This window comes from Pseudomonas sp. ATCC PTA-122608 (genome assembly GCF_001952855.1).
Classification (GTDB): Bacteria; Pseudomonadota; Gammaproteobacteria; order Pseudomonadales; family Pseudomonadaceae; genus Aquipseudomonas.
In genome coordinates this window covers 31,895-51,980 of the sequence record NZ_LPNO01000007.1, presented here as the reverse complement: position 1 = coordinate 51,980, position 20,086 = coordinate 31,895, and the positions used below count along the sequence as shown (strand labels likewise).

General features: G+C 61.4%; 15 protein-coding genes and 2 pseudogenes. 9 read left to right on the top strand and 8 right to left on the bottom strand.

Annotation, left to right across the window (positions count from 1 at the left end):
• The first annotated feature begins 94 nt into the window (after window positions 1-94).
• Window positions 95-1,006, top strand: coding sequence for a UDP-3-O-acyl-N-acetylglucosamine deacetylase (lpxC, locus tag AU074_RS08685; protein WP_003171886.1), 912 nt, complete (start codon window positions 95-97; stop codon window positions 1,004-1,006).
• 155 nt (window positions 1,007-1,161) lie between these two features.
• Here lpxC and AU074_RS08680 read toward each other — a convergent pair whose 3' ends face one another.
• The 3 genes from AU074_RS08680 to AU074_RS08670 form a co-directional block, all read right to left on the bottom strand.
• On the bottom strand, window positions 1,162-2,661 hold the full coding sequence (locus AU074_RS08680; RefSeq protein WP_076014382.1) for a diguanylate cyclase: 1,500 nt from the start codon (window positions 2,659-2,661) through the stop codon (window positions 1,162-1,164).
• Window positions 2,662-2,712: 51 nt separating this feature from the next.
• Complete coding sequence (locus AU074_RS08675) at window positions 2,713-4,206, bottom strand: sensor domain-containing diguanylate cyclase (RefSeq protein ID WP_076014381.1); 1,494 nt, start codon at window positions 4,204-4,206, stop codon at window positions 2,713-2,715.
• Window positions 4,207-4,292: 86 nt separating this feature from the next.
• Window positions 4,293-5,615, bottom strand: a complete 1,323-nt coding sequence (locus AU074_RS08670; protein ID WP_076014380.1) for an OprD family porin — start codon at window positions 5,613-5,615, stop codon at window positions 4,293-4,295.
• A gap of 348 nt (window positions 5,616-5,963) precedes the next feature.
• Here AU074_RS08670 and AU074_RS08665 point away from each other — a divergent pair, with 348 nt between their 5' ends.
• The 4 genes from AU074_RS08665 to AU074_RS08650 all read left to right on the top strand — a co-directional run bounded on the left by AU074_RS08665 (window position 5,964) and on the right by AU074_RS08650 (window position 9,357).
• Window positions 5,964-6,938: a D-glycerate dehydrogenase gene (locus tag AU074_RS08665; protein WP_076014379.1), complete on the top strand. Its 975-nt coding sequence runs from the start codon at window positions 5,964-5,966 to the stop codon at window positions 6,936-6,938.
• 178 nt (window positions 6,939-7,116) lie between these two features.
• Window positions 7,117-8,019, top strand: coding sequence for a chemotaxis protein CheV (locus tag AU074_RS08660; RefSeq protein ID WP_063027220.1), 903 nt, complete (start codon window positions 7,117-7,119; stop codon window positions 8,017-8,019).
• A 3-nt stretch (window positions 8,020-8,022) separates the two neighbouring features.
• Window positions 8,023-8,505, top strand: coding sequence for an N-acetyltransferase (locus tag AU074_RS08655; protein WP_076014378.1), 483 nt, complete (start codon window positions 8,023-8,025; stop codon window positions 8,503-8,505).
• Window positions 8,506-8,613: 108 nt separating this feature from the next.
• Window positions 8,614-9,357: a YkgJ family cysteine cluster protein gene (locus AU074_RS08650; protein ID WP_076014377.1), complete on the top strand. Its 744-nt coding sequence runs from the start codon at window positions 8,614-8,616 to the stop codon at window positions 9,355-9,357.
• 166 nt (window positions 9,358-9,523) lie between these two features.
• Here AU074_RS08650 and AU074_RS34805 read toward each other — a convergent pair.
• The 4 genes and pseudogenes from AU074_RS34805 to AU074_RS08635 all read right to left on the bottom strand — a co-directional run.
• A pseudogene (locus AU074_RS34805) lies at window positions 9,524-10,129 on the bottom strand (methyl-accepting chemotaxis protein); the annotation flags it as partial.
• 285 nt (window positions 10,130-10,414) lie between these two features.
• A pseudogene (locus tag AU074_RS34800) lies at window positions 10,415-11,098 on the bottom strand (PAS domain-containing protein); the annotation flags it as partial.
• A 107-nt stretch (window positions 11,099-11,205) separates the two neighbouring features.
• Window positions 11,206-11,997, bottom strand: coding sequence for a transporter substrate-binding domain-containing protein (locus tag AU074_RS08640; RefSeq protein ID WP_076014375.1), 792 nt, complete (start codon window positions 11,995-11,997; stop codon window positions 11,206-11,208).
• A 167-nt stretch (window positions 11,998-12,164) separates the two neighbouring features.
• Entirely contained in the window at window positions 12,165-12,407 is a 243-nt protein-coding gene (locus AU074_RS08635) for a hypothetical protein (protein WP_003216247.1), read from the bottom strand.
• A gap of 214 nt (window positions 12,408-12,621) precedes the next feature.
• On the opposite strand from AU074_RS08635, the gene AU074_RS08630 reads away from it, so the two are divergent.
• Genes AU074_RS08630 through AU074_RS08615 form a run of 4 tightly spaced genes read left to right on the top strand, consistent with a single transcriptional unit; the run spans window position 12,622 to window position 18,943 of the window.
• Window positions 12,622-13,788, top strand: coding sequence for an efflux RND transporter periplasmic adaptor subunit (locus AU074_RS08630; protein ID WP_076014374.1), 1,167 nt, complete (start codon window positions 12,622-12,624; stop codon window positions 13,786-13,788).
• The gene (locus AU074_RS08625; protein ID WP_076014373.1) at window positions 13,785-16,880 is read left to right on the top strand and encodes a multidrug efflux RND transporter permease subunit; all 3,096 of its coding nucleotides are present in this window, start codon (window positions 13,785-13,787) and stop codon (window positions 16,878-16,880) included. The genes AU074_RS08630 and AU074_RS08625 overlap by 4 nt, the downstream gene beginning before the upstream one ends.
• A gap of 31 nt (window positions 16,881-16,911) precedes the next feature.
• Window positions 16,912-17,589, top strand: coding sequence for a heavy metal response regulator transcription factor (locus AU074_RS08620; protein WP_003216255.1), 678 nt, complete (start codon window positions 16,912-16,914; stop codon window positions 17,587-17,589).
• A complete protein-coding gene (locus tag AU074_RS08615) occupies window positions 17,579-18,943 on the top strand; it encodes a heavy metal sensor histidine kinase (RefSeq protein ID WP_076014372.1) in 1,365 nt (454 codons plus the stop codon). Before AU074_RS08620 ends, AU074_RS08615 begins: the two co-directional genes overlap by 11 nt.
• A gap of 13 nt (window positions 18,944-18,956) precedes the next feature.
• On the opposite strand, the gene AU074_RS08610 is transcribed toward AU074_RS08615, so the two are convergent.
• Window positions 18,957-19,925 (bottom strand): LysR family transcriptional regulator, encoded by a 969-nt coding sequence (locus AU074_RS08610; protein ID WP_003216257.1) that lies wholly within the window; start codon window positions 19,923-19,925, stop codon window positions 18,957-18,959.
• Window positions 19,926-20,086 lie beyond the last annotated feature (161 nt).

Below are 20,086 nucleotides of genomic sequence, written 5' to 3'. Positions count from 1 at the left end.
TGAAGGTGATTGGTGTTCAGCAAAGGTCTGGTCTGCTATTATCGCCAGCCTTTGTTGATACCAGTTCGCAATTTGCGCTGAAGCGGTCCAAGCCATGATTAAACAACGCACCCTGAAGAATATTATCCGTGCCACAGGTGTAGGTCTGCACTCCGGGGAGAAGGTATACCTGACCCTCAAGCCCGCACCTGTCGACACCGGCATCGTGTTTGTTCGTGCCGACCTGGACCCTGTGGTGCAGATTCCTGCTCGCGCGGAAAATGTTGGCGAAACCACGATGTCGACCACGTTGGTCAACGGTGACGTCAAAGTGGACACGGTGGAGCACTTGCTCTCGGCCATGGCCGGTCTGGGCATCGATAACGCCTACGTCGAGCTCTCCGCGTCCGAAGTCCCAATCATGGATGGCAGCGCCGGACCCTTCGTATTCTTGATTCAATCTGCCGGCCTGGAAGAACAGGACGCAGCCAAGAAGTTCATTCGCATTCTGCGGGAAGTGACAGTAGAAGACGGCGACAAGCGCGCCACCTTCGTCCCGTTCGAAGGCTTTAAAGTGAGCTTTGAGATCGATTTCGATCACCCGGTATTCCGTGACCGCACACAAAGTGCAAGCGTGGATTTTTCCAGCACTTCGTTCGTAAAAGAAGTCAGCCGCGCCCGTACCTTTGGTTTCATGAGTGACATCGAGTACCTGCGCAAGCATAACCTCGCACTCGGCGGCAGCGTTGAAAACGCCATTGTGGTCGACGCGGATGGTGTACTGAACGAAGACGGCCTTCGCTATGAAGACGAATTCGTGAAGCACAAGATCCTCGATGCAATCGGTGACCTCTACCTGCTGGGCAATAGCCTGATAGGCGAGTTCAAAGGCTTCAAGTCGGGCCACGCCCTTAACAACCAGCTGCTGCGCAAGTTGATTGAGCAGACAGATGCTTGGGAAGTCGTGACCTTCGAAGATGCCAGCACCGCACCGATCTCTTACATGCGTCCCGTCGCGGCGGTGTAAGTAACAACTCTCTTTCCTTTTGTTTTTAAAGGCTGCCTTCGGGTGGCCTTTTTTTATGTGCGCCAGGCATGGCGCGTTTTGATCATTCCCACGCTATGCGTGGGAATGCTGCCAGAGACGCTCCGCGTCTCGCTTTATTGACACGCTTGCCACCATCACAGCGTGGCAGCATCAACAACGCGATTGCGCCCGGTGTGCTTGGCTTCATACAGCGCCTGGTCGGCGCTCAGCAGTAACTCCTCCAGTGTGATACGGCTATTTTTGGTCCAGGTACTCAGGCCAATGCTGACGGTAATCGGCACAGTATCCCCGCCCACCCGCGGCAGGTGCTCAACGCTGCTGCGGATATGTTCAGCAATCAACAACGCGCCCTGGCTGTCGGTATGCGGCAGCACCACCGCAAATTCTTCGCCACCATAGCGAGCCGCGAGGTCAGCAGGGCGGCGGATATTGCCGTCGATTACCTGCGCCACCGTGCGCAATGCCTCGTCGCCACCTTGATGGCCATGTCGGTCGTTGAAGGCCTTGAAGTGGTCCACATCGATCATCAGCACCGTCAATGGCTCGCCTGAACGCTGGGCGCGGTCCCATTCCAGGCGCAGGCGCTGGTCCAGCGTGCGGCGGTTGGCCAGGCCGGTGAGCGCATCGGTGGCTGCCAGTTCTGACAGTACCTGCTCGGCGCGATGGCGCCTGCGCAGCTCCATGCAGAGCATCCAGGTCAGCCATAACAGGCCAATGCACAAAACCCCGGTAGCGCCGCTGATCAGCAGCGCTGCACGCTTCCAGGGCGCGAATATTTCCTCTGTCGACAAGCCTACGACGACGACCAGCGGTAAATCCCCCACAGTCGAGAAGGTGTAGAGGCGTTTTTCCTCATCCACACTTGAGGTACCACGAAAGTTGCCGTCGCGCTCTTGCAGGATGCGAGCGACGTTGGGGCGCTGACTGAGGTCCTTGTCGATCATGTCCCGTTCCAGCAACGGCTCTTGGGCCAGCAGGATGCCCTGCTGGTTGATCAGGTTGATGGTGCTGTCGTTTCCAATATTCAGGCTGCGGAACAGTTGCTGGAAATACGACAGGCGCATGGACGCCACGGCAACCCCGAGGAATCGCCCGTCAGGCCCGGAAACCCGACGGCTGAATGCGACGCGCCATTGGTCCTCACACACGCAGCGCGCCATGAAGGGCCGGCTGATAAACAGGCCCAGGTCGGGGTTCTGTCGGTGAGCCTGAAAGTAATCACGGTCGGCGAAGTTGGCGGCTTTAGGCGTCAGCAACGAGGAATCGGCAATCACCTCGCCGGCCTTGTCCAGCAGCAGGATGTCGCCCTTGTACGGCGCTGCTTCCGAACGGTCGAACAGCACCAAGTGGCGGATGCTCGCCGATACACCTGCCAAATCACTGCGTTCGGTCGCTGCGATCAGGCCCTTGATCGATAAGTCGTACAGCTCGACGTTGCGCAGTACGTCGGCGTCGATCAGTTGGGTGATGTTATTGGCGCTGCGCTGGGCCGCCTGCAAGCTGTTGGCGTGTTCGCGGGTCAGCAACACGGCGACCACCAGCAGGATCAGCAGCACCGTGACACAACTGCCGATGATCAGCAGCAGCTCCGGGCGGTGGGTAGGACGGGGCGGACGGGTGGTGCTTGGGCTCATCGGGCGTACTTCTGCTTCGAGGATGCCTTTAGCGTAGTTGCTGATAACGGCTCATGTGGTCTGGCTGTGAACGGTGCGGTTGCGCCCGGAGTGCTTGGCGTCATACAGCGCCCGGTCGGCGCTCAGCATCAGCTCTTCGAGTGAGCCACGGCTGCGTTTGTCCCAGGTACTGAGGCCGACGCTGACGGTGACTGACAGCGCGTCCCCGTCTGCCGGTGGCAAGTGCTCCACCGCGCTGCGGATATGCTCGGCGATGATGCTCGCGCCTTCGTCGTCGGTATCCGGCAGGATCACCGCGAACTCTTCGCCGCCGTAACGGGCCGCAAGGTCGGCGGGGCGACGAATATTGCTGCCGATGACCCGGGCTACGTTGCGCAATGCCTCGTCACCGCCTTGATGGCCATGGCGGTCGTTGAAGGTCTTGAAGTGGTCGACGTCGATCATCAGCAATGCCAGTGGTTCGCCCGAGCGTTGCGCGCGCTCCCATTCCAGGCGCAGGCGCTGGTCGAGGGTGCGGCGGTTGGCCAAGCCGGTGAGGGCGTCGGTGGCCGCCAGTTCCGACAACACCTTCTCGGCGCGATAGCGGCGGCGCAGTTCCCGGCGCAGCATCCAGGTCAGCCACAGCAGGCCTATACACAGCACACCGGTGGCGCCACTGATCAGTACGGCGGCACGCCTCCAGGCGGCAAACACGTCATCGCTGGACAGCGCCACCACCACAATCAGCGGCAGCGCGCCGACGCTGGTGAAGGTGTACAGCCGTTGCGTGCCACTGACGGTGGAGATGGCGCTGAAACTGCCGCTGCCTTCACGCAGCATTCTTTTGAAGTTAGGCCGCGCGCTCAGGTCCTTGTTGATCATGTCGCTTTCGAGCAGGGGTTGCTGGGCAAGCAGAATGCCGTCGTTGTTCACCAGGTTGATGCTGCTGCCGCTGCCGATGGTGAGGCTATTGAACAACTGGTCGAAATACGCCAGGCGCATGGTCGCCACCGCCACACCGGCAAATTCGCCGTTGGGCCCGGGCACCCGGCGGCTGAATGCGATGCGCCAGACTTGATCGCAGTCGCAATGGATCTTGAAGGGCCGGCTGATGAACAGACCCGCATCGGGGTTCTGCTGGTGGACCTGGAAATAGTCGCGGTTGGCGAAGTTGCGCGACGTGGGGGTCAGCGTCGAGGAGTCGGCGGTGACCGCGCCGGCCTTGTCCAGCAGCAGGACTTCACCTTTGAAAGGCGCAGCAGTGGACTGGTCGAACTGCACCATATGCAGCACTTCGGCGGAAACCTGCGGCAAGTCATGGCGGGTGGTTGCGGTGATCAGGCCGTTCAGGGCCAGGTCGTAGAGCTCGACGTTACGCAATACGTCGGCGTTGATCAGTTGGGTGATGTTGCTGGTGGAGCGCTTGGCCGCCTGCAGGGCGCTGGCGTGTTCGCGAGTCAGCAGTACGGCAACGATGATCACGATCAGGATGACGGTAAGGCCACTGCCCAGAATCAGCAAAAGCTCCGGGCGTGCAGGCTGGGTAAAGGCGCGGCGTTCACTCATGGGACTGGCTTCGGCACTCAAGATGCTGGCAGTTTAGTTCCATGCTGTGAAAAATAAGTCGTCGCCGCTAAAAGAAAACTTGAAGGTTAAAAAACGTCAATCGGGTAGTCGACGATCACGCGGTATTCATCCACGTCCCGGTCCACTGCCGCGTAGCCATTGCCGCCGCGATTGGTTGCCCACTGCAGGCGTACAGCCAGGTCCTTGGCCTTGCCGCCTTGCACCACGTACTTGAGGTCGATGTCCCGTTCCCAGTGCTTGGCGTTCTTGCCGTCGGCGCTGTACCAGGATGAGTAACCACGGCTGTCCGGGTCGACGGTGGTCAGGTCGGTCTTGCCGCTGATGTACGACACCGCCGAGGTCAGGCCTGGCAGGCCCAGCCCGACGAAGTCATAGGCGTACTTGAGCTTCCACGAGCGTTCGTTGGGGCCGTTGAAGTCTGAGTATTGCTGGGAGTTGTCCAGGTAAACGCTGTCGCCCTGGCTGATGTAGTCGAACGGGGTGTTGCCGTTGACCCGCTGGTAGGCGGCGGTCACGGTGTGATTGCCGACGCCGACTGTGAAATGCAGGCTGTAGGTGTTGTTGTCGATATTACCCAGCAGGGCTTTGCCGGTGTCCTGGGTGTGGTAGTAGTGCAGGCCCGGGTTGAGGCTGACCAGTTCGTTCAGTTGCCAAGTGTAGTCCAGGTCGTAGTAGTACTGGTTCCAGATGTCCTTGAGTTCGGACGCGTACAGGTTGCTGGTCAGTCCCGGCAGGCCGCTGAAGGACACGCCGGCCCAGTCCATGTGCTGGCTGTCTTCACCGTTGGGCAAGGCGCCGTAGCTGGTGCCGATCCGCCGGTGGCCGCTCTGGTTGTAGAGCTTGGTGAAGCTGGCCTGGCCGCCTTCGAACATCCAGCCGTCCAGGCTGTGGTTGGTCAGGCTCACACCGCGGAAGGTCTGCGGCAGCATGCGGGTCATGCCGCCGGCAATTACCGGGTTGTTGAGGAACAGGTCGCCGGCTTTCAGTTCGGTGTCGAAGGCACGCATTTTCAGGGTCGCGCCGGCGGTGGAGAACGAGCCAGGCGCTTTACCATTGCCGGAGCTCACCGGCAGGATGCTGGAACCGTCGGTGCCGCCACCGCCGTCGAGCTTGAGGCCGAGCATGGCGTTGGCGTCCAGGCCGAAGCCGACGGTGCCTGGGGTGTAGCCTGATTCGAAAATGCCGATGATGCCCTGGCCCCATTCCTTGCTGTCATCGGTGTGAATGTCGCGACGGTCGCGGTTCATGTAGTAGTTGCGAGTGTTGATCTTGAAGCTGGAACCTTCGACGAAACCGTCGGCGGTCGGGGTGTCTGCCGCGTGGGCAAGGGGAACGATCGTTGCAGCAATCGCGAGGAATAACGGGGTGAACGTCAGCGAGGTTTTCACCGGTGGAGCTCCTTTGGGTCAATCGAAACCGGCCAGTGTTGTGGGGTTCCTGGCCTTTTTTCAGCGCAAAAAAAAGCCGCTGAACTCAGCGGCTTTAAGACAGATTCCCAGTGTAGAGCCCTGGAAATAAGTCGAGGGAAATCGGGGGAGAGCGGGTCGGTCTTAACCGCTGCGCTCATCGATGCGACAAATTAGCGCAGGTGAGCGGTGCGATACAGAGTGTAACAAGATAATGACTGTTGCCCAAATCGCAACAGTCTGGTGGTGTGGACGCGGGGCGTCCTGACAACCCCACGCAAGAATGTTAGCGTGCTTGCCATTCCCACGTAGTCGATGAGCCCGCCTTCCATGAAAAAGACTGTCCTCGCCTTCAGCCGCGTCACCCCGGAAATGATCGAACGCCTGCAACAGGATTTCGACGTTATTGCGCCTAACCCAAAGCTGGGCGACATCAATGCCCAGTTCAATGAGGCTTTGCCGCACGCCCACGGGCTGATCGGCGTAGGCCGCAAATTGGGCCGCGCGCAACTGGAAGGCGCGAGCAAGCTGGAAGTGGTCTCCAGTGTGTCGGTGGGCTACGACAACTACGACCTGGCGTACTTCAATGAGCGCGGGATCATGCTCACCAACACTCCCGATGTGCTCACCGAAAGCACCGCCGACCTGGCCTTCGCCCTGCTGATGAGCAGCGCCCGCCGGGTCGCCGAACTGGATGCCTGGACCAAGGCTGGCCAGTGGAAAGCCAGTGTCGGCGCGCCGTTGTTTGGCTGTGATGTACACGGCAAGACCCTGGGCATCGTCGGCATGGGCAACATCGGCGCGGCTATTGCCCGTCGTGGTCGCCTGGGTTTCAACATGCCGATCCTGTACAGCGGCAACAGCCGCAAGACCGAACTGGAACAGGAACTCGGCGCGCAATTGCGCAGCCTCGACCAGTTGCTGGCCGAAGCGGATTTCGTCTGCCTGGTGGTGCCGTTGAGCGAGAAAACCCGCCACCTGATCAGTCATCGCGAGCTGGGGTTGATGAAGTCCAGTGCGATCCTGGTGAACATCTCCCGTGGCCCGGTGGTGGATGAACCGGCGCTGATCGAGGCCCTGCAAAACCAGACCATCCGTGGTGCCGGCCTGGATGTGTATGAGCAGGAGCCGTTGTCGGAGTCGCCACTGTTCCAACTGAGCAACGCCGTGACCCTGCCGCACATCGGCTCGGCCACTAACGAGACCCGCGAAGCCATGGCCAACCGTGCCCTGGAAAACCTGCGCAGTGCGCTGCTGGGCCAGCGTCCGCAGGACCTGGTGAACCCGCAGGTGTGGAAGGGCTGATCACGGCTTGTTGTGTGTAGGAGCGAGCTTGCTCGCGAAGAACTTGAAGGCGATGTATTTATTCAGGTTGCCCGCGTTATCGTTGACGTTTTTCGCGGGCAAGCCCGCTCCTACAGTTTTCAGCGTGCAAGTCGATAACGGTCTATAGATCGTCATCCCTGATCCACAGAAGGTTTTTATGTCCACCACCAAAGCCCGCGCAGACTCACTCTCGCTTCTGCTCTTTACCTTGCGCAGCGGCAAGCTGATGGCGATCAACCTGTTGAAAGTCAGTGAAATCATTCCCTGCCCGCCGCTGACCAAGCTGCCGGAGTCGCACCCGCACGTTAAAGGCATCGCCACCTTGCGCGGCGCCGCCTTGTCGGTGATCGACCTGAGCCGGGCGCTGGGGGAAATGCCCCTGCAAGACCCGGATGGTGGCTGCCTGATCGTCACCGATGTAAGCCGTTCCAAGCAGGGCCTGCATGTGCAGGCGGTGAGCAAGATCGTGCACTGCCTGACCACCGATATTCGCCCACCACCGTTTGGCTCCGGTGGCACGCGTTCGTTTATCACCGGTGTGACCCAGGTCGAAGGCGCCTTGGTGCAGGTACTGGACATCGAAAAAGTCATCCACGGCATTGCCCCGGCGCAGATCGAAGCGGCGCCCACCGACCTGACCATGGAAGAAGCCGAAGTGCTGGGCAACGCCCGAATCCTGGTGGTGGACGACAGCCAGGTGGCCCTGCAGCAATCGGTGCACACCCTGCGCAACCTCGGCCTGACCTGCCACACCGCCCGCAGCGCCAAGGAAGCGATCGACCGTTTGCTGGAGCTGCAAGGCACTGTCGAGCAAATCAACGTGGTGGTCTCGGACATCGAAATGTCCGAAATGGATGGCTACGCCTTCACCCGCACCCTGCGGGAAACCCCGGACTTCCAAGACCTCTACGTGCTGCTGCACACCTCCCTGGACAGTGCGATGAACAGCGAAAAAGCCCGCCTGGCCGGTGCCAATGCGGTGCTCACCAAGTTCTCCTCCCCCGAACTGACCAAGTGCCTGGTGGTGGCGGCCCAGACCGTGGCGCAACAAGGCCTGTGATCGGTGGGTGAATACTTCCAGCTGCTGCGCCGTGACCTCATCGGCAGCCTGCCCGCGCCGCAATGGCCGGCAGATATCCAGCTGGATCATTACCACGAAGCAATGGCTCCGGCGATCCACGCGGTATTGAGCCTGGCCCAGGAACAAGGCGGCGGACGCGTCGGCCCCCTTGAACACTGGCGCCAGCAGTTCATCACCGACGCCGAGTTCGACCCGAAGCTGTGCCTGGTGGCCAGTAATGCCAGTGGCATCCTCGGCGTGTCCCAATGCTGGACCAGCGCCTACATCAAGAACCTGGCCATTCATCCGTGTGCCCAAGGCATGGGGCTGGGCCGGGCGTTATTGCTGCACACGTTCCACGTGTTCAAACAACGCGGCGAGGCGTTTGTCGACCTCAAGGTGCTGGAGTCCAATCGGCGGGCCCGGCACCTGTATGAAAGTGCCGGCATGGTGTTTGTACTTCGGGACCTGGTGCCCGAGGAATAGAAGCACTGGCGCATAACTTGCTTTGCACAGAGGCAGAACGGTAAACAGAGGCAAAAACCCGCCGCCGTTCATGAGCGCCTTCAGACCTTGCCTGGTGACAGATCCTCCATGAATACCCACTTTTCCTGCGTCGGTTGCGGTAAATGCTGCACCGACCACCATGTGCCCCTGACCCTCGAAGAAGCCCGCAGCTGGGCGGCTGACGGCGGCAATGTCATCGTGCTGGTGGAGGGTTTCCTGGGCACTGGGCTTGGGCTGCCCGAGTTGCAGCGCGAACACGCACAACGGCGTTCCGCCATCGTGCCCAGCGGCAACACCGAGGCGTATGTGGCAATCACCTTTGCCGCCTATAACGCCGGGCGCTGCCGGAATCTTGACGAAGACGACCGTTGCCGCATTTACGAGCGGCGGCCGTTGGTGTGCCGTATCTACCCGATGGAGATCAACCCGCACATCCCGTTGAACCCGGGCGCCAAGGATTGCCCGCCGGAATCCTGGGAGCAGGGGCCGGCGCTGATCGTGGGCGGCGAGTTGATGGACAAGGAGCTGGCCGAGTTGATCCGCCGCTCACGCCAGGCTGACCGCGACGACATCCAGGCCAAGGAAGCCGTGTGTGGTTTGCTGGGCATCCATACCACGGCGCTCAAGGGCGATGGGTTTACCGCGTACCTGCCGGATATGAGCCTGTTTGCCCAGGCGATCGAGTTGGCGACGCAAGAGGACGTGCAGGCCAATGAGTGGGTGTTCCATGTGTCCGGGATGGACATTGCCGAGCAGTTGCTGGACGCCGGCGCCCGGATTGCCACCGAGGTGCCGGCGAACTATGCGTTCATTTCGTTGCGCGCGGCTTGAGTGAATGTAAGCCTGTGGCGAGGGGGCTTGTCCCCCGTTGGGCTGCGAAGCGGCCCCAAAATCAGCGACGCCGTTCTGTCTGAAACACCGCACTGACCTTGCTGGGTCTGCTTCGCAGCCCAACGGGGGACAAGCCCCCTCGCCACAAAGACAGCTCATGCCGCTACTAGCGCCGCTTACTCCAGAACTCCTCCGCCAACCGCCGCAAATCCTCCGCCAGCCCCGCCACATCCCCTGAGCTGAGCTGGCTCTGCTGGCCGGCGCTGACTGTCACCTCTGCGGCATTGCGAATGCCGATGATGTTGCGGTTGATGTCCTCGCTGACCGCGCTTTGCTCTTCCACCGCCGCCGCGATCTGCTGGCTCATGGCAGTAATCTGGGTCACCCGCTGGCTGATGCCATCCAGTGCCGCTGCGGCGCGCTGGGCCTGGTCGACACTGGCCTCCACATGCTGGCTGCTTTGCGCCATGGCTTGCACCGCATCCCGGGCGCCGCCTTGCAGGGTGCTGATCATGCGCTGGATTTCATTGGTCGAATCCTGCGTACGCTGGGCCAGCCCCCGCACTTCATCGGCCACCACGGTGAAGCCGCGTCCCTGTTCCCCGGCTCGCGCCGCTTCGATGGCGGCATTGAGCGCCAGCAAGTTGGTCTGTTCGGCAATCGCCCGGATCACTTCCAGCACCCCGGAAATATCGCCGCTGTGGCTTTCCAGTTGATGGATCACTTCGGTGGCCCGTGCTAGTTCCTGGGACAAACGCAGCACCGCATCGCGGCTTTCATCCACCCGCTGGTGGCCTTCCCGGGTCTCGCTGCCGGCCTGGTCAGCGGCCTTGGAAGCCTGCAACGCGTGCTCGGCGACTTGCGCCACGCTGGCGGCCATTTGATTGATCGCGGCGGCAACCTGATCGGTCTGGGTCTGTTGGCCGAGGCTGCTGCAGTGGCTGCTGTCCAGCTGCTCTACCAGCGCCGCTGCATGCCCGGATAGACGTTGCGAGGCGTCACCAATCCGGCCGACCACCGCACCCACCTGGGCCTCCAGCATCTGCATGGCAAACTCGATACGCCCGAACTCATCCCCGCGTCCGGTGTAGATCGTCTGGCTCAGCGGGTTGTCAGCAATCAGCCGCGCCCGCTGGTTCAACTGCGCCAGCGGCCGTAACACAGCGTGCACGCCCGCTACCCCCACGGCACATGTCGCCGTCAGCGCCAGCAGTTGCCAGACCACGGGATAGGTCGCCAGTCCAAGGCCCAAGGCCCACGTTACGGCGCAAGCCCCCAGCACCCACGCCGACAACTTGAGGGTCACTCCCACTACCGGCGGCGCCCGCCGGGTACCGGCACGCAAGCGGGCATAGGCCCGCTCGGCCAGTTGCACCCGCCGCGCATCGGGCTTGGTGCGCACCGACTGATACTCCACCGTCACGCCGTTCCGTGTGACCGGCGTGGCGTAGGCGCTGACCCAGTAATGATCGCCGTTCTTGCAACGATTTTTCACCATGCCCATCCACGAACGGCCGCTTTTCAACACCTGCCACATGTGCGCAAACGCAGCGGGCGGCATGTCCGGGTGACGCAGCAGGTTGTGCGGGGTACCCAACAACTCCTCGCGGGTGTAGCCGCTGATATCGATGAAGTCCTGGTTGGCGTAGGTAATTGCGCTGGTCAGGTCGGTGGTCGAGAGGATATTGGCGTCGGGGGCAAAATCCACATTTCGACCGGTGACCGGCAGATTGATCTTCATGAAAACGCGCGCTCGTGATTGTTGGGGGAGTCGGCAGGGCGTCGACTCTAAGCGCACGGGTTTGGTAAATACTGATCCAGCTCATGATCGGTGCAATTAATTGGCCATTACGGCCTGGCGGGCGGTGCATCAAGACGGTAGGGCTGGACGATGCGCTGGTATTCGCCACTCTGCATCAGTTGCTCGAGGGCGCAGTTAAGGTCATTGCGCAACGCGGTGTCGGGTTTGCGCAGGGCAATTGCCACGCCGTTACCCAGCAGATCGGTGGAGACAGCGGGGCCGAGGAAGTCGAAAATCTGGCCGTCGGCGGTGTCGAGCAGCGCCTCACGGATTTCCACCGTGCCTTGCAGCGTCGCATCGATGTCGCCGGCCAACAGGCTGCGGACCAATTCGTCATTGCGCCAGAAACCCTTGACGATCACGCCCTTCGGCGCCCACTTCGCCAGGGCAAACGCCTCGCGGTTGCTGCCCACCAGCACGCCCACGCGCTTGCCCTTCAGCGAGCGAGGGGTCGGCATCAGGCCTGATGTCTTGCGGGCCACCAGGCGCGTGGTCATCGGATAGAGGTCATCGGTGAAATTCACTCGCCGGTGCCGTTTCGACGTAGGGGCGATGCCCATGATTGCGTCGAATTGCCTGGCTTCAAGGGCGGTGAAATTTTCCACCAGGATCTGATCGACCCAGGTACATCGCATATTGAGCTGTATGCACAGGGCGTTACCCAATTCGATGTTCAGACCTACAAGTTGGCCTTGTTGATTGCGGCTTTGAAAGGGCGGGAACTGCGCGGCCACGGCAAAACGAATTTCGCTGCGTGGTTGATCACCGGCCGCAGCGATGGAGACGACACCGTCTATCAGCGACAAGCCCAGCACAACACAGGTGCGTATAAGAACCACAGGGACGTCCTATTCCGGAAAACCAGCTGCACCACGTCCAGCCCAGAGCGAAAAAGTCGGGGCTGGCGGGTGCGTGCAAGCTTTCAAGAATTGGCCGCAGGCCTACAAGGCGAAACGTCAGTAACTCTTGTAGGCATAAATCTCCATTGCGAAGGATTTATTACCGGTCAGCGCTTGCCCATCGAGCGACGGGTGCCGGGCGGTGCCATGCCCGGGCTCTTGGTGTGGCCGTTCTTCGCGCCGTTTTTGTACCACGGCTGGCTGGCGTTTTTTGCCCCGGCCAGTTCGCCCGGCTTGAACGGAAACTTGAATGCCGGGATCTCGGCCTTGGTTTCGCCTTCGACGCTGTCAGGATTGGCCTGTTGGTCGATGTCGACCGCTTCAACAGCGGGTTGTGTCGGGGAATTCATGGAAGCTCCGGGGAGTACTGAAAATGACGCGGGCCTGACTTGCAGGCCACACCGTCGGGCAGTATACCTGCGTGCCTCGGATCTTTAACCACTGCTCGTACGAATGGTCGGACTTTACTGACGGCGCTGTCAGTTAGCAGTCACTTTGCTGACCGGGTTGGCGGGCTATAAAGAACCTTCATTCTTCCGATCCTTTGCCCTGGCGCCTCACCCCATGCACATTCAACGAAAAACGGCCTTGATCGTGGGCGTCCTTGTGGTACTGGCCGTGGTTGCCTGGGTGGTGACCCGCCCGGCCAAGACCAAACTGACCGCGTCGGCAGCGATTCCGGTGCGTGTGATCAGCGTCAAACAGCAAGACATTCCGGGTTTTGTCAGCGGCATTGGTTCGGTGCTGTCGTTGCACAGCGTGGTGATCCGCCCGCAAATCGACGGCATCCTCACCAAATTGCTGGTCAAGGAAGGTCAACTGGTGAAGACCGGTGACCTTCTGGCGACCATTGATGACCGCTCGATCCGCGCCAGCCTGGACCAGGCCAAGGCGCAACTCGGGGAAAGCCAGGCGCAACTGCAAGTCGCGCTGGTCAACCTAAAGCGCTACAAGGAACTGAGCATCGACGACGGCGTGTCCAAGCAGACCTATGACCAGCAACAAGCCCTGGTCAACCAGCTCAAGGCCACGGCCCAAGGCAACCAGGCGGCCATTGACTCGGCCCAGGTGCAGCTTTCCTACACCCAGATTCGCTCTCCGGTCACCGGTCGCGTCGGGATTCGCACGGTGGATGAAGGCAACTTCCTGCGCATGAGCGACACCCAGGGCTTGTTCTCCGTGACCCAGATCGACCCGATTGCCGTCGAGTTTTCCCTGCCGCAACAAATGCTGCCGACCCTGCAACGCCTGATCGCCGCGCAACTGCCCGCCGACGTCAACGCCTACATGGGCGCCGACACCGACGGCCAGACCGGCGACCTGCTGGGCGAAGGTCGCCTGAGCCTGATCGACAACCAGATCAGCGGCACCACCGGCACCATCCGCGCCAAGGCCGAGTTCAGCAACGGCGCGCAAAAACTCTGGCCGGGGCAACTGGTGACAATCCGGATCCAGACCGCCCTGCACAAGAACGCCCTGGTGGTACCGCCCACCGTCGTGCAACGCGGGCTGGATTCGCACTTCGTGTACCGGCTCAAGGGTGACAAGGTAGAGGTGGTGCCGGTGCAGGTGCTGTATCAGAACAGCGACATGAACATCCTCCAGGGCGTGCAGGCCGGCGACGTGCTGGTCAGCGACGGCCAGTCACGGCTCAAGGCAGGCGCTCAGGTCGACGTGCTCAAGGAGCCGCCGCAGGTGATCCAGACCGTTGATGCCAAGGTGCAGCCATGAGTGGCAGTCGTTCGCCGTCGGCCTGGTGCGTCGACCATCCGGTCGCCACTTTGCTGCTGACCTTCGCCCTGGTGTTACTCGGGATGATTGCCTTCCCACGACTGGCCATCGCCCCACTGCCGGAAGCGGAATTTCCGACGATCCAGGTCAGCGCCACGCTGCCCGGCGCCAGCCCGGACACCATGGCGTCCTCCGTGGCCACGCCGCTGGAAGTGCAATTCAGCGCCATCCCCGGCATGACCCAGATGACCTCCAGCAGCGCCTTGGGCTCCAGCCTCCTGACCCTGCAATTCACCCTCACCAAGAGCATCGACACCGCCGCGCAAGAAGTGCAGGCGGCGATCAACACCGCGTCCGGCAAACTGCCCAGCGATATGCCAAGCCTGCCGACCTGGAAGAAGGTCAACCCGGCGGACAGCCCGGTGCTGATTCTCAGCGTCAGCTCCGACAGCATGCCCAGTACCGAACTGAGCGACTACGTGGAAACCCTGCTGGCCCGTCAGATCAGCCAGATCGACGGCGTAGGCCAAATCAACATCACCGGCCAGCAACGCCCGGCCATCCGGGTGCAGGCGTCAGCCGATAAACTCGCGGCCATCGGCCTGACCCTGGCGGACGTGCGCCTGGCGATCCAGCAATCGAGCCTGAACCTGGCCAAGGGCGCGATCTACGGCGAAAACAGCGTGTCGACCTTGTCGACCAACGACCAGTTGTTCCATCCCGAGGATTACGCCCAACTGATCGTGTCCTACAAGGACGGGGCGCCCGTGCAACTGCGGGATATCGCCAAAGTCGTCAACGGTTCGGAAAACGCCTACGTGCAGGCCTGGTCCGGCGACACGCCAGGGGTCAACCTGGTGATCTCCCGCCAGCCCGGGGCGAATATCGTCGAGACCGTGGACCGCATTCAATCCGAGCTGCCACGCCTGCAAGCCATGTTGCCGGCCTCGGTGCAGGTCAGCGTATTGACCGACCGTACCAAGACCATCCGCGCGTCCTTGCATGAAGTGGAAGTGACCCTGCTGATCGCCATCCTGCTGGTGGTGGCGGTGATGGCGCTGTTCCTGCGCCAGTTGTCGGCCACGTTGATTGTGTCCAGCGTGCTCGGTGTGTCGCTGGTCGCCAGTTTTGCGCTGATGTACCTGATGGGCTTCAGCCTGAACAACCTGACCCTGGTGGCGATCGTGATCTCCGTGGGGTTTGTGGTGGACGATGCCATCGTGGTGGTGGAAAACATTCACCGCCATCTGGAGGCGGGCCTCGACAAGCGCGAAGCGGCGATCAAGGGCGCGGGGGAAATCGGCTTTACCGTGGTGTCCATCAGCTTCTCGCTGGTGGCGGCGTTTATTCCGCTGCTGTTCATGGGCGGTGTGGTCGGGCGGTTGTTCAAGGAGTTTGCACTGACGGCCACCTCCACCATCCTGATTTCGGTGGTGGTCTCACTGACGCTGGCGCCCACCCTGGCCGCGTTATTCATGCGCGCCCCGACCCATCACGCCCACGACAAACCCGGCTTCAGCGAACGCCTGCTTGCAGGCTATGCGCGCAATCTGCGCCGCGCGTTGGCCCATCAACGCACCATGGCCGCAATCTTCATGGTGACCTTGGCCCTGGCCGTGGTCGGCTACGTGTTTATCCCCAAGGGGTTCTTCCCGGTACAAGACACCGGCTTCGTCCTCGGTACCAGCGAAGCGGCGGCCGACGTGTCCTTCCCGGACATGGTCGCCAAGCACAAGGCGATCGCCGAGATCGTCAAGGATGACCCGGCGGTGGAAGCGTTTTCCCATTCGGTGGGCGTGACCGGCAGCAACCAGACCATCGCCAACGGCCGGTTTTGGATCGCTTTAAAAGATCGCGGAGATCGCGACGTGTCGGCCAGCCAGTTTATCGACCGGATCCGGCCGAAACTGGCGAAAGTGCCGGGCATCGTGCTGTACCTGCGTGCCGGCCAGGACATCAACTTAAGCTCCGGCCCCAGCCGCGCCCAGTATCAGTATGTGCTCAAGAGCAATGACGGTCCGACCCTGAATACCTGGACCCAGCGTCTCACCGAAAAACTGCGGGCCAACCCGGCGTTCCGCGACCTGTCCAACGACTTGCAGCTGGGTGGCAGCATCACCCACATCAGCATTGACCGTCAGGCCGCTGCGCGTTTTGGTCTCACCGCCACCGATGTGGACCAGGCGCTGTACGACGCCTTCGGCCAGCGCCAGATCAACGAGTTCCAGACCGAGATCAACCAGTACCAGGTGGTGCTGGAGCTGGACACCCAGCAACGCGGCAAGGCGGAAAGCCTGAACTACTTCTACCTGCGCTCGCCGCTGACCAACGAGATGGTGCCGCTGTCGGCGGTGGCCAAGGTCGACCCGCCCACCGTCGGGCCATTGTCCATCAGCCATGACGGCATGTTCCCGGCGGCCAACCTGTCGTTCAACCTGGCGCCGGGCGTCGCGTTGGGGGATGCGGTGATCATGCTCAACCAGGCCAAGAACGAAATCGGCATGCCGACTACCATCATCGGTAACTTCCAGGGCGCGGCCCAGGCGTTCCAGAGTTCGTTGGCCAGCCAGCCCTGGCTGATCCTCGCGGCACTGGTGGCGGTCTACATTATCCTGGGTGTGCTGTACGAGAGCTTCGTGCACCCGCTGACGATCATCTCCACCTTGCCGTCGGCGGGTTTGGGCGCGTTGATCATGCTGTCCCTGATGGGCCAGGACTTTTCGATCATGGCCCTGATCGGCCTGGTGCTGCTGATCGGGATCGTGAAGAAGAACGGCATCCTGATGATCGACTTTGCCCTGGATGCCCAGCGTGTACGCGGCTTGCCGCCTGAAGAGGCGATTTATGAAGCCTGTGTCACGCGGTTCCGGCCGATCATCATGACCACCCTCGCCGCGTTGCTGGGTGCGGTACCGTTGATGCTGGGCTCCGGCCCCGGTGCAGAAATGCGCCAGCCACTCGGTATCGCGGTGGTGGGCGGGTTGCTGGTGAGCCAGGCGCTGACGCTGTTCACCACGCCGGTCATATACTTGTACCTTGAGAAGTTTTTCCATCGACCCAAACCAGCTCCCCAGCTGGCAACCACACTCTGAGGCTGAGGCCCCGTCCTGGAACAAAAGGCTCATGCGTGTACTGATTATTGAAGACGAAGAAAAAACCGCCGACTACCTGCATCGCGGCCTGACGGAGCAAGGCTATACCGTCGACGTCGCCCGTGAAGGCGTCGAGGGTTTGCACCTTGCCCTGGAGAACGATTACGCGGTGATCGTGCTCGACGTGATGCTGCCCGGCCTGGATGGCTTTGGCGTGTTGCGTGCACTGCGGGCGCGCAAGCAGACGCCGGTGATCATGCTGACCGCCCGCGAGCGCGTGGAAGACCGCATTCGCGGCCTGCGCGAAGGGGCGGACGATTACCTCGGCAAGCCATTCTCGTTCCTCGAGCTGGTGGCGCGCCTGCAGGCCCTGACCCGTCGCAGCGGCGGGCATGAGCCGGTGCAGGTGACCATCGCCGACCTGTGGATTGACCTGATCAGTCGCAAGGCCAGCCGCAACGGCGTTCGCCTGGACCTGACCGCCAAGGAGTTCTCGCTGCTCAGCGTATTGGCTCGGCGCCAGGGTGAAATCCTGTCCAAGACCTCGATTGCGGAAATGGTCTGGGACATCAATTTCGACAGCGACGCCAACGTGGTGGAAGTGGCGATCAAACGTCTGCGGGCCAAGCTCGACGGGCCGTTCGAACAGAAGCTGCTGCACACCATCCGCGGCATGGGTTATGTGCTGGAGAACCGCAGTGTCGGCTAATTCCATCGCCCTGCGCCTGAGCGGCATGTTCACCTTGGTGGCGCTGCTGATCTTCCTGTTGATCGGCGGCGCGCTGTACCAGCAGGTGGACAAAGGCCTGGGCCTGTTGCCCGGTGCCGAGCTGGATGCGCGTTACAGCGTGCTGGAGTCTTCGGTGAATCGCTTTGGTACGCCGGATCACTGGGCGAAGATCACCGCCAAGCTCAAGCTGTTGGGTGAGGAAGACAAGCGCATCCGCTTCTGGGTTGTGAGCAGCGATCCGACCTACGAATACGGCAACCCGGACGCGCAGATTCGTGCCTTCGCCGAAGGCCCGACCGGCAAGCGCGATTTGCAGCTGCCGGGCCATCATCATCCGTTCAAAGTGCTGGTCAGCCAGTTCCCGGCCAAGGACCAGCGTCCGCCGTTGCGCTTCATGATCGCCGTCGACACCGAGAACTTCCGCGCCACCCAGCATCAACTGCTGGTGGCGCTGATCAGCCTGGCGTTTGTCGGCGTGGTGTTGGCGTCGCTGCTGGGGTTTTGGGTCGCACGTATCGGCCTCAAGCCGCTGATCAAACTGTCGGATGAGGCGCAGAAACTCGCGCCGCCGAAACTCTCCGGGCGCCTGCAACTGTCGCCGTTGCCGCCGGAGCTGAAGCAGTTCGTCAATTCCTTCAACTCGACCCTCGACCGGGTGGAGCAAGCCTATTCGCGCCTGGAGTCGTTCAACGCCGATGTGGCCCATGAACTGCGCTCACCGTTGACCAACCTGATTGGCCAGACCCAAGTGGCACTGACCCGTGGGCGTTCGGCCGAGCATTACTTCGAGGTGCTGCAATCGAACCTCGAAGAGCTGGAACGGCTGCGTTCGATCATCAATGACATGCTGTTTTTGGCCAGCGCCGACCAGGGCAGCAAGGCCACCAAGTTGATCAGCAGTTCACTGGCGGACGAAGTGGCGACCACCCTGGACTACCTGGACTTCATCCTCGAAGACGCCCAGGTGCAGGTACGCGTGAGCGGCGATGCCCAGGTGCAGATAGAGAAGGCGCATTTGCGCCGGGCGTTGATCAACCTGTTGAGCAATGCGGTGCAGCACACACTGCCTGGGCAGGTGATCGAGGTGAAGATCGAAGTGCTGGAGGAGCACGTGGCGATCGGGGTGACCAACCCGGGTGATGAGATTGCCAGTGAGCACCTGCCCCGGTTGTTCGAGCGGTTCTATCGGGTGGATGCGTCCCGCAGCAACAGCGGGGCGAATCACGGCTTGGGGCTGGCGATCGTCAAGGCGATCGCGCTGATGCACGGCGGGGATGTGTTTGTGCGCAGCGAGGGCGGCGCCAATACCTTTGGCATTACGCTGCCGGTATAGCGGCTGATCACCCTCAGTTACTCAGCCGTACCCCGCCCAGACTGCCACTTAGCTCATAGGCCGCCAATTCCGCCTGATGCGCGGCCATGATCTCCGGCAGGGAACTGCGCAGGTATTCCACCCACGTCTTGATCTTCGCATCCAGGTATTGGCGCGACGGGTAGATGGCGTACAGGTTCAGTTCCTGAGAGCGGTAGTTGGGCATCACCCGCACCAGGGTGCCGTTGCGCAACCCTTCAATTGCCGCATACACCGGCAACAGGCCAACGCCCATGCCGCTGGTGATGGCGGTCTTCATCGCATCCGCGGAGTTCACCAGGAACGGTGAGCTGTTGATGGCGACACTTTCCTGGCCTTCAGGGCCGTTGAATGACCATTTATCCAGCTGAATCACCGGGCTGACCAGGCGCAAGCAAGCGTGGTTAAGCAGGTCGCTGGGCCGTTGTGCACAGCCATTGGCCTTGACGTAAGCCGGCGACGCACAAGCGATGCTGTAAGTTATCCCCAGGCGTTGCGAAACAAAACCCGAATCCGGCAGTTCGCTGGCGAGCACGATGGACACGTCGTAGCCCTCGTCCAGCAGGTCCGGCACGCGGTTGGCCATGGTCAGGTCAAAGGTCACGTCCGGGTGGGTGCGGCGGTAGCGGGCAATCGCATCGATCACGAAGTGCTGGCCGATGCCGGTCATGGTGTGCACTTTCAGTTGCCCGGCCGGGCGGGCGTGGGCGTCGCTGGCTTCGGCCTCGGCTTCCTCGACGTACGCCAGGATCTGCTCGCAACGCAGCAAATAGCGCTTGCCGGCCTCGGTCAGGGCGATGCGGCGGGTGGTGCGGTTGAGCAAACGGGTTTGCAGATGGGCCTCAAGGTTAGAGACCGCGCGCGAGACGTTGGCCGTGGTGGTGTCCAGTTGCACGGCGGCGGCGGTAAAGCTGCCGGCTTCGGCCACACAACTGAAGGCGCGCATGTTTTGCAAAGTGTCCATGGGGTGCTCTCTGGGAGATGGCAAATTGTGACACGAAGTTTCTTTTTTTTGCAGAGCGAATAATGAACCTACGAACGGATTATCGCCTGAACGGTAACAAAGATTCACAAGAATCCCACCTTATCGCCATCCGGCCCGGCCCTTAGAATTGCGCCACCTTC

Coding starts and splice junctions, on each gene's coding strand:
- AU074_RS08630 (WP_076014374.1), top strand. CDS start 12,622: ATGCACATTCAACGAAAAACGGCCTTGATCGTGGGCGTCCTTGTGGTA.
- AU074_RS08610 (WP_003216257.1), bottom strand. CDS start 19,925: ATGGACACTTTGCAAAACATGCGCGCCTTCAGTTGTGTGGCCGAAGCC.
- AU074_RS08675 (WP_076014381.1), bottom strand. CDS start 4,206: ATGAGTGAACGCCGCGCCTTTACCCAGCCTGCACGCCCGGAGCTTTTG.
- AU074_RS08680 (WP_076014382.1), bottom strand. CDS start 2,661: ATGAGCCCAAGCACCACCCGTCCGCCCCGTCCTACCCACCGCCCGGAG.
- AU074_RS08620 (WP_003216255.1), top strand. CDS start 16,912: ATGCGTGTACTGATTATTGAAGACGAAGAAAAAACCGCCGACTACCTG.
- AU074_RS08650 (WP_076014377.1), top strand. CDS start 8,614: ATGAATACCCACTTTTCCTGCGTCGGTTGCGGTAAATGCTGCACCGAC.
- AU074_RS08625 (WP_076014373.1), top strand. CDS start 13,785: ATGAGTGGCAGTCGTTCGCCGTCGGCCTGGTGCGTCGACCATCCGGTC.
- lpxC (WP_003171886.1), top strand. CDS start 95: ATGATTAAACAACGCACCCTGAAGAATATTATCCGTGCCACAGGTGTA.
- AU074_RS08635 (WP_003216247.1), bottom strand. CDS start 12,407: ATGAATTCCCCGACACAACCCGCTGTTGAAGCGGTCGACATCGACCAA.
- AU074_RS08665 (WP_076014379.1), top strand. CDS start 5,964: ATGAAAAAGACTGTCCTCGCCTTCAGCCGCGTCACCCCGGAAATGATC.
- AU074_RS08660 (WP_063027220.1), top strand. CDS start 7,117: ATGTCCACCACCAAAGCCCGCGCAGACTCACTCTCGCTTCTGCTCTTT.